The organism is Kitasatospora sp. NPDC127035 (assembly GCF_042726075.1).
GTDB lineage: Bacteria > Actinomycetota > Actinomycetes > Streptomycetales > Streptomycetaceae > Kitasatospora.
The window spans coordinates 48,359-57,021 of sequence record NZ_JBHXDN010000001.1; the positions used below are offsets into that span (position 1 = coordinate 48,359).

At 75.8% G+C, this 8,663-nt stretch carries 6 protein-coding genes; 2 read left to right on the forward strand and 4 right to left on the reverse strand.

Translation table 11 applies throughout. The annotated features are described in order from the left end of the window. Window positions 1-30: 30 nt before the first annotated feature. Both disA and radA read right to left on the reverse strand, forming a co-directional pair. Window positions 31-1,137, reverse strand: a complete 1,107-nt coding sequence (gene disA, locus ACFWIC_RS00220; protein ID WP_329951404.1) for a DNA integrity scanning diadenylate cyclase DisA — start codon at window positions 1,135-1,137, stop codon at window positions 31-33. A gap of 140 nt (window positions 1,138-1,277) precedes the next feature. Then, on the reverse strand, window positions 1,278-2,777 hold the full coding sequence (radA, locus tag ACFWIC_RS00225; RefSeq protein WP_329951403.1) for a DNA repair protein RadA: 1,500 nt from the start codon (window positions 2,775-2,777) through the stop codon (window positions 1,278-1,280). 244 nt (window positions 2,778-3,021) lie between these two features. On the opposite strand from radA, the gene ACFWIC_RS00230 reads away from it, so the two are divergent. Further along, window positions 3,022-5,070, forward strand: a complete 2,049-nt coding sequence (locus ACFWIC_RS00230; protein WP_380514501.1) for a sigma-70 family RNA polymerase sigma factor — start codon at window positions 3,022-3,024, stop codon at window positions 5,068-5,070. A 76-nt stretch (window positions 5,071-5,146) separates the two neighbouring features. Here the strand turns inward: ACFWIC_RS00230 and ACFWIC_RS00235 are convergent, their stop codons facing one another. Both ACFWIC_RS00235 and ACFWIC_RS00240 read right to left on the reverse strand, forming a co-directional pair. Beyond that, window positions 5,147-5,818, reverse strand: a complete 672-nt coding sequence (locus ACFWIC_RS00235; protein WP_329951401.1) for a GAP family protein — start codon at window positions 5,816-5,818, stop codon at window positions 5,147-5,149. A gap of 27 nt (window positions 5,819-5,845) precedes the next feature. Next, window positions 5,846-7,180 carry a DUF1254 domain-containing protein gene (locus ACFWIC_RS00240; protein WP_380354760.1) on the reverse strand — a complete coding sequence of 445 codons (1,335 nt, stop codon included), beginning with the start codon at window positions 7,178-7,180 and terminating at the stop codon, window positions 5,846-5,848. 173 nt (window positions 7,181-7,353) lie between these two features. Here ACFWIC_RS00240 and ACFWIC_RS00245 point away from each other — a divergent pair, with 173 nt between their 5' ends. Continuing rightward, on the forward strand, window positions 7,354-8,421 hold the full coding sequence (locus ACFWIC_RS00245) for an NAD-dependent epimerase/dehydratase family protein (RefSeq protein ID WP_380514505.1): 1,068 nt from the start codon (window positions 7,354-7,356) through the stop codon (window positions 8,419-8,421). Window positions 8,422-8,663 lie beyond the last annotated feature (242 nt).

The window sequence follows — 8,663 nt, forward strand, 5'->3', positions numbered from 1 at the left end:
GGGGGCTCCTGCGTGTCCGGACCGGACCGGTCAGACGTAGCGCTCCAGGATGGACGATTCGGCGAGCCGGGAGAGGCCCTCGCGGACCGAGCGGGCCCTGGTCTCGCCGACGCCCTCGACCGTCTGCAGATCGTCGATGCTGGCGGCCAGCAGCTTCTGCAGCCCGCCGAAGTGCTCCACCAGCCGCTCTATCACCGTGTTGGGCAGGCGCGGGATCTTGGCCAGCAGCCGGTAGCCGCGCGGCGAGACCGCCGAGTCCAGCGACTCCGGCGTGCCCGAGTAGCCGAGCGCCTTGGCGACCGTCTGCAGGTCCAGCAGCTCGGCGTGGGTCAGCGCCTCCAGGTCGGCCAGCACGTCGGTGACCGTCCGGCCCTTCTTGGCCGCACGCTCCGGGAAGTAGTCCCGGGCGACCAGCTCGCGCTCCGGCTCCACGCCCGCGATCAGCTCGTCCAGCTGGAGCGAGAGCAGGCGGCCGTCGATGCCGAGCTCCAGCACGTAGCCCGCGATCTCGGTGGCGATCAGCCGGACCATCTCCAGCCGCTGGGCCACGGCGGTGACGTCCCGGACCGTCACCAGGTCCTCGATCTCCAGCGCGGAGAGCGTGCCGGCCACCTCGTCCAGGCGCAGCTTGTAGCGTTCCAGGGTGGCCAGCGCCTGGTTGGCGCGGGAGAGGACGGTGGTCGAGTCCTCCAGGACCCGCCGGGTGCCGTTGACGTACATGGCGATCAGCCGCATCGAGTGCGAGACGGCGACCACCGGGAAACCGGTCTGCCGGTTGACCCGCTCCGCGGTGCGGTGCCTGGTCCCGGTCTCGTCGGTCGGGATGGTGGAGTCCGGCATCAGGTGGACACCGGCCCGGACGATCTTGGTGATGTCCTTGTCGAGCACCACGGCACCGTCGAGCTTGCACAGCTCGCGCAGGCGCGTCGCGGTGAACTCGACGTCCAGCACGAAGCCGCCCGTACAGATCGGCTCGACGGTCTTGTCGAAACCGAGCACGATCAGACCGCCGGTGTTGGCCCGCAGCACCCGCTCCAGGCCGTCGCGCAGCGCCGTTCCGGGAGCGATGGCGGTGAGGGAGGCCCGTAGCAGGGCCTCCTCGCGGGAGGACTTGTCCGCCCGGTCGCTGGCTGCCACGTGACTCCTCCGGTCGCCCCGTACCGCGCGCCTCGCGCGGTGCGCCGGCCCTGCGGTCTGTTGCTCTGTCGCTTAGTACTGCCTTATCACCAATGAGACAAGGGGAAGTCTAACTGCGTGCGGCAACGACAGGGCTTGGGTCAGTGCAGTTCGTCGGAGTCGAGCGGTTCCCACCCCTCCATGACCTCCTCCGGATAGGCCGCCACCCGGGCCGCGCGCGGGGCCGGCGGGGCCGACGGAGCCTCACCCTTCGGCTTGGCGGCGGCCCGGCGGCGGCCCGGGATCGCCTGCAGCGCCTCGCCGATGTCCGCCACCTCGACCACCTTCATGCCCGGCGGGACCTTGCCCGGGTCCGACGGGACCAGCGCGTGGGTGAAGCCCAGCCGGTGCGCCTCGGCCAGCCTCCGCTGCACGCCCGTCACCCGCCGGACCTCACCGGCCAGGCCGACCTCGCCGATCGCCACCAGGTTGCTGGGGAGCGGGGTGTCGGAGGAGGAGCTGGCCACGGCGAGCGCGATCGCGAGGTCCGCCGAGGGCTCCGAGAGCTTCACCCCGCCGACGGTGGCGGTGTAGATGTCCTGCTTGCCGAGCTTCACCCCGCCGTGACGCTCCACCACGGCCAGGATCATCGCGATCCGGGGCGACTCCAGACCGGAGGTCGTCCGGCGGGGCGAGGGGATCTGCGAATCCACCATCAGCGCCTGCACCTCGGCGACCAGCGGGCGCTTGCCCTCCAGCGTGACGGTCAGGCAGGTGCCCGGGACGGGCTTGTCGCGCCTGGTCAGGAAGAGACCGGACGGATCGGCCAGACCCTCGATGCCCTCGTCGTGCAGCTCGAAGCAGCCGACCTCGTCGGTCGCGCCGTACCGGTTCTTGATCCCGCGGATGATCCGGAGCCGGGCGTGCCGGTCCCCCTCGAAGCTCAGCACCACGTCCACCAGGTGCTCCAGCAGGCGGGGGCCGGCGATCTGGCCGTCCTTGGTGACGTGGCCGACCAGCAGGGTGGCCATCCCGCGGTCCTTGGAGGCCCGGATCAGTGCGCCCGCCACCTCACGGACCTGGGCCGGCCCGCCGGGTGCCCCGTCCAGCTCGGCCGAGGCGATGGTCTGCACCGAGTCCAGGACCAGCAGGCCCGGGTTGACCGCCTCGATGTGCCCGAGGACGGCCCCGAGGTCGGACTCCGCGGCCAGGTAGAGGTGCTCGGAGAGTGCGTTGATCCGGTCGGCGCGGAGCCTGACCTGGCCGGCCGACTCCTCGCCGGTGACGTAGAGCGTGCGGTGCTGCGCGGAGGCCGCCTTGGCGGCGACGTCCAGCAGCAGGGTGGACTTGCCGACACCGGGCTCGCCGGCCAGCAGCACCACGGCGCCGGGGACCAGGCCGCCCCCGAGCACCCGGTCCAGCTCGGACACGCCGGTGGAGCGGGCCGTCGCCACCTGGCCGTCCACCTGGGCGATGGGACGGGCGGGCGAGCTGACCGGCCCCGCGGCCGTCGTCCGGACCGGCACCGCGCCGTACTCCTCGACCGTGCCCCAGGCGTTGCACTCCGGGCAGCGGCCCACCCACTTGGGCAGCTGGTTGCCGCACTCGGTGCAGCGGTACGCCGGGCGCGGCTTGGCGGTGGTCTTGGTACGGGCAGCCATGCGGTCACCGTAGCGCCTGGGTCCGACAACGCGGGGCGGCAGCGGCGGCGATGACGACCGGGGCGACGAGGCCCGGGTGGGGCTCGGGTGGGGCTCGGACGGGGTCCGGGCGGGGTCCGGACGGGGTCCGGGCGGGGTCCGGGCGGGGCAGCCGGTCCACGAACGGGCGATGTTGTTACCCGAAAGAAGTACAACCGGGCGAAACGGCGCGGGCCGACCGGGTGGCGTCTCTACCGTCGGACGGGTGACAACGAGTACGGAACGACCGCGCGACCCCGTCCTCGCGGCGTACGACCGCCAGGTGGACGGACTCTTCACCTACTGCCTCTCGGTGCTGTGCGAGCACCGGGCGGCCGGCGCCGCCCTGCGCGAGGTGCGCGAGCTGGCGGTGCGGCACGGCGCGCGGCTCGCCGAGCCCGGCCTGGTGCGGGCCTGGCTGTACTCGCTGGCGCGGTACTGCTGCCTGCGGCGGCTGGCGGACGGGCCGGGCGTGCCCGGGCCCTACGACGCCCCGGCGGTCGAGGGGTCTGCGGGCGGGACTTCGGCGGGCGGGACTTCGGCGGGCGAGGCTGCGGCGGGCGGAGGGTCCGGCGTCGGGGGTTCGGCCACCGCGGACGAGGAGGCCGGGCGGCGCCGGCGCGAGTTGGCCTCGCTGGCCTGGCCCGAGGCCGCCGGCACCGACCCCGAGCAGCGCGAGGCCCTGGAGCTGTCGGTGCGCCACCGGCTGAGCCCCATCGAGGTGGCGGCCGTGCTGGGTCTGCCGTTCGACACCGTCCGGACGCTGCTGGACTCCGCCCGGGCCGAGGTCGACCGGACCAGGGCGGCCCTGCTGGTGCTCGGCGTCGGCAGCTGCCCCGAACTCGACCGGCTCGGCGGGGCGGGGGCGGAGAGCTGGCGGGACTGGGTGCTCGGCCCGGCGCTCCGCCGGGAGCTGGTGCAGCACGTGGTGGCCTGTCCGACCTGCCGGGGGACGGCGGAGCGGGTCGCGGGCGAGGTGCCGGAGGGGGCCGCCGGACTGTCCGGGCTCCCGGTGCTGGCCGCGCCCGTGGCGACGGGCGCCCCGGCGGGGTCCGTGGTCTTCCTGCCGCAGCCGGCCCGGCGTCCGGCCGGCCGCCGGGCGGGGGGTCCGGTGCCGGTGACCGAACCGGGCCTCCGGTTCGACCAGGGCGGGTTCCCGCGCCACCGCGCACCGGACACCGGCCGGGGGCCGACGGTGCGCCGCCGGGTGGTGACCACGGGGGTACTGGCCGCCGTGCTGGCGGCGCCGGTGGTCGCGCTCTGGGCCGGGCACCGCGGCGGCGACGGGCCCGGGGCCGCGGCGTCGGTCTCGTCGGTCCGGGTCGAGGAGGACGCACGGGCGGGCAGCCGCCGGCCGGGCGGTCCGTCGGCGGGGCCCGGGCAGCCGGGCGGACCGGCGGGCGTGCCGGAGGCGGCCGGTGCGGCGGGCGCCGCGGTGGCCGGGATGGAGCTGGCGGGTGCCGGGCCGCTGAGTGCAGAAACGTTGCTCCCGGGGATCCAGGGCCCGCTGGTTCCGGTACCGGGCCACGGGGCGACCCCGCTCGGCAGCCCGACGCTGGTCGCCGCGCCGGCCCCCGCCGTCGGGCCGGCCACGATCGCCGGGCCCACCCCGGACGCCGGGTCAGCCGCGCAGGCCCCGTCCCCGACCGGCGGCCTGCTCACGGTCGACGCGGGCGAGTACGGCAACCGCACGGTGCTCACCCTCACCAACTCCGGCACCACCGAGATCCGCTGGCACGCCGACGTCGACGTCGCCTGGCTCCGGCTCAGCCGCGACTCCGGCACGCTCGCGCCGGGGCAGCGGATCACCGTGATCGTCTCCGTCGACGACGGCCTCGCCCCGAGCACCCGCTGGACCGCCCGGATCGCGCTACCGCCCTCGCAGGCCGTCGTCACCCTGGAGGGCGGGCCGCAGCACCGCGGCGGTGCCACCCCGGTGCCGGCCGGGCCGGGCGGCACCGACCCGGCGACCGGCCCGGGCACGGACCCGGCCCCCACCCGCGGGCCTTCGCCGTCCGGCACGCCCTCCGGTGCACCCTCCGGCACGCCCTCGAACGGGCCGGGCAGCCCGGCACCCTCGGCGACCGGCCCCGCCACGGGCACACCGTCGGCCACCCCGACCGGGCCGGCCGGGGCGACACCGACGGGCGAGACCTCGCCGAGTGCTCCGCCGACCGCTTCCCCGTCCGCCTCGTCCGCACCGGGTGCACCGTCCGAGCCGGCGACCTCGGCGACCTCGGCGGGCACGGCGTCCGGAAGCCCCTCGCCGCACTGAACCTGAGGGGGACGGGAGCGGGCCGGGACCGGCGACGGGGGCCGGTAGGGCGGGGCGGAGCAGCGGCGGTGGCCCGTCAGGAGGTGAGGCCCGTGAGGGCGTCACCGACGTACGTGGCACCGAGGACGACCAGCAGCACCGTCATGATCGCCGCGTTGTGCGCGGCCATCCACGCCTTCCACTCCCCCAGGATCCTGGCCGCCCGGTCCCCGCCGAACAGGTACACCCCCAGTGGCACCAGCGTGCAGAGCGAGCCGATCAGCACCATCAGCGCGGCGGCGCAGGCCTTGCCGGCGCCCGAGGCGGTGGCGGTCGCGATCGAGACCGCGCCACCGACGGCCAGCACCAGGTTCTTCGGGTTGAGCGCCACCAGCGCCGCGGCGAGCCCGGCCGCCTTCACAGGGGTGAACCGGTCCACCGCCTCCATCCAGGCCGGTGGCCCGTGCACGTGGCCCTCGCGCGGCCGGGCCCGCCACTGCCTGAACCCCAGCAGGAGGAACAGCGTCCCGAGGGCCAGCTTGAGCCACCAGGCCCAGGACGGCCGGTCCGAGCCGGCGGACAGCCCCGACCCCGCCGACACGACCACGGTGACCACCGCCGCCAGCGCCACCACCCAGCCGGCCGCGAACGCCGTCCCGTTGCTCCGGCCCCTGGGGGTGGCCAGCATCAGGATCACCGCGATGAGCGGCATCGGACTGATCGCGATGCCCACGGCGGAGGCCAGCATCCCGCCGACGGCGTCACCCATCCCCGACTCCCCTCGCGCCCGGAACCGCTACCGGCGGCGGATCGGCGGCAGCCGGTAGGTGCCGTCCAGTGCCGCCGGCTGCGGCTGGTAGATGCGGATCGTCGGCCGGAAGCCGCCCTCGGGCGTGGGCAGCCAGTTCGCCGCCTCGGCCGGGTCCGCGGGCCGGTCGTGCCGGAGGTGGAGCGTCAGCGAGCCGTCCGGGCCGTGCACCAGACCGGGGGTGCGGTCGCCGATCGAGTAGCGGTCGGCCGGGTTGTCGACCAGGTAGTACTCGGGGACCCCGTACATGGTGACGGACCAGAAGGCGTCGGCGGGCGGCGGCCGGTCGAACCGCAGCGTGTAGTGGTGGGCGCCGGTGAGCGGGCGGCCGTCGGCGTCGTCGTACGTCATCGCGTACAGCGCCTCGTAGGCGTGGTTGCCCCAGAGGCCGGCACGGGCGGCGGCGGCCCGGCTGAGGTAGGCGGCGCGGCGGTCGGGGATGCGCCACTCGGGGTCGTCGAGGGTGCCCGGGCCGAGGAAGTCGACGTTGTAGTCGAACAGGTGCAGCGCCGCCCGCCACTCGCCGGCCGGGTGGTCCTCGGGCGGGCGGGTCGCGTCCTCGACCCGCTCCCGGCCGGCGGCCAGCCCCTTCGCCAGGGCGAGCGTCCAGTCGGGGGCCGCGGCCCGGTACGGCGAGGTGCCCGTGTCGAGCAGGCCGAGCGGCGCGAACCGCTGTTCGTACGTCCGGTCGGTCTCCGCGGGCGGGAAGGCCGCCATCCAGACCCGGAGCCGCTCGAAGAAGGCGAGCCGCTCGGGCACCTCCGGGTCGGGTGCGGGCAGCCCGGCGGAGAGGCCGCCCGGCTCCAGCGGTTCGAGGGTCAGCCCGTCCTGGAGGGCCCGGACCCGGGGGAGGTCGTCCGGGCCGGTGCAGGCGAACCTGCCGACGATCGTGGCCACGGTGGTCGGCGAGACGATCACCCGGTCCGGATCGGTCGGGGTGCCGTGCCAGTCGGGCGGGACGACCAGCCAGGTCTGGGCCCCGGTGCCGGTGGCGCGGCGGCCCAGGTAGGCGAAGTTGTCGGTCCACGCGTCGACGAACTGCAGGACGTGGTACGCCCCGGCGGTGTCCGGCAGCCGCAGGATCTGCGGGCCCTCGGAGAGGTCGAGCTGGGCGACCGAGTAGACGGTGTCGTTGTTGACCGAGACGAATTCGTCGTCCGGGCCGGCCAGCCGGGTGGCGTGACCGAAGTGGTTGTACGGGGTCGCCGGGAGGACGCCCGTGCCGCCCTGGACGAACCGCTCGACCATCGTGAGGCCGGCGACCATCGGGTAGCCGTAGACGTAGGCGTCGGCGGCCAGGGCCTCCAGCTCGGGCTCGGTCATGGCGGCGTCTCCTCGGGGCCTGGGCCCGGCGAACCGATTCGGGCATTTCGGTACAGGTGGGATGCTATGCGGCCCCCGGACGATCAGCATCCCGGCTGCTTCCGGCGCGGGCGGGCTCCGCCCAGCGCGAACGACGGCATACCGAGGACCCTCCCCGGGACAGGCTTGCCGGTATGAAGATCCTCCTGCTCGGCGGCTCGTCCTTCCTGGGGCGGGCGTTCGCCTCCGAAGCCCTCGCACGCGGCCACGCGGTCACCACGTTCAACCGGGGCCGCTCCGGCGGCGACCTGCCCGGCGTCGAGGTCGTCCGCGGCGACCGCGACTCGGCCGACGACCTGGCGCGGCTGGTCGAGGACCGGCGCTGGGACACCGTGGTCGACACCTCGGCCCAGCAGCCCGCCCAGGCCGCGCTCTCCGCGCGGTTGCTGCGCGGACGCGCCGGCCACTACGTCCTGGTCTCCTCCGTCCACGCCTTCGCGGACTGGCCGGCCCAAGTGATCGACGAGTCCTCGGCCCTCCACCCCTGCCCGGCCGACACCCCGCCCGGCCAGGAGTTCAGCACCGCGCTCAAGGCCGGCTGCGAGCGCGCGGTGCTGGAACAGTTCGGGGCCGAGCACACCACGATCCTCAACAGCGGACTGCTGATCGGCCCGCACGAGCGCGGCGGCCGGCTCCCGTGGTGGCTGGAGCGGATGGCCCGGGGCGGCCGGGTGCTGGCACCGGGGGACCCGGAGCGGACGGTGCAGTTGATCGACGTCCGGGACTTCGCGGTGTTCGGGCTCGACCTTGTGACGGCGGGCACGGCGGGCCGCTACGTCACCACGGCGCCGCCCGGCCGGCTGACCTACCGGGAATTCCTGACGGGCTGCATCGCGGCGGTGGGGGCGGGCGACGACGGCGACGGCGACGGGCCCGGTATCGGGGCCGGGGCCGAGTTGGTCTGGGTCGAGGACGCGCCGCTGCTGGCCGAGGGGCCGGACAGCGTCCAGCCGTGGAGCGAACTCCCCCTCTGGGCGCCCGGTCTGCCCACCATGGCCGGCATCTGGCTCGCCGACACCACCCGGGCGGAGGCCGCCGGGCTGCGCTGCCGCCCGTTCGCCGAGACCGCGCGGGACACCTGGACCTGGCTGCAGGAGCGCGGGCCGGCCGGCGACACCGAGGCCGACGGACGCAAGCGCGGCCGGATCGTGCACGGCATCGAGCCCGCGAAGGAGCAGCGGCTGCTGGCCGCGCGGCCCTGAGCGGGACCGCCGAGCAGAGCCACTGCCGCACAGGACCGCTGGGCAGGGCCTGCCGAGCGGAGCTGCGACCCCGGACGGAACGGCGACGCACGGCCCCGGAACGGGCCCGCAGCGGAGCGGCAGCCGACCGGCGGGCGCGGCCGTGGGGGGGGGGGGGGGGGGGCCCCCCCCCCCCCCCCGGGGGGGGGCGCCCCCATTGGGGCGGGGGGGGGGCCCCGGGGCGGGGGGGGGCAGGGAGTGGA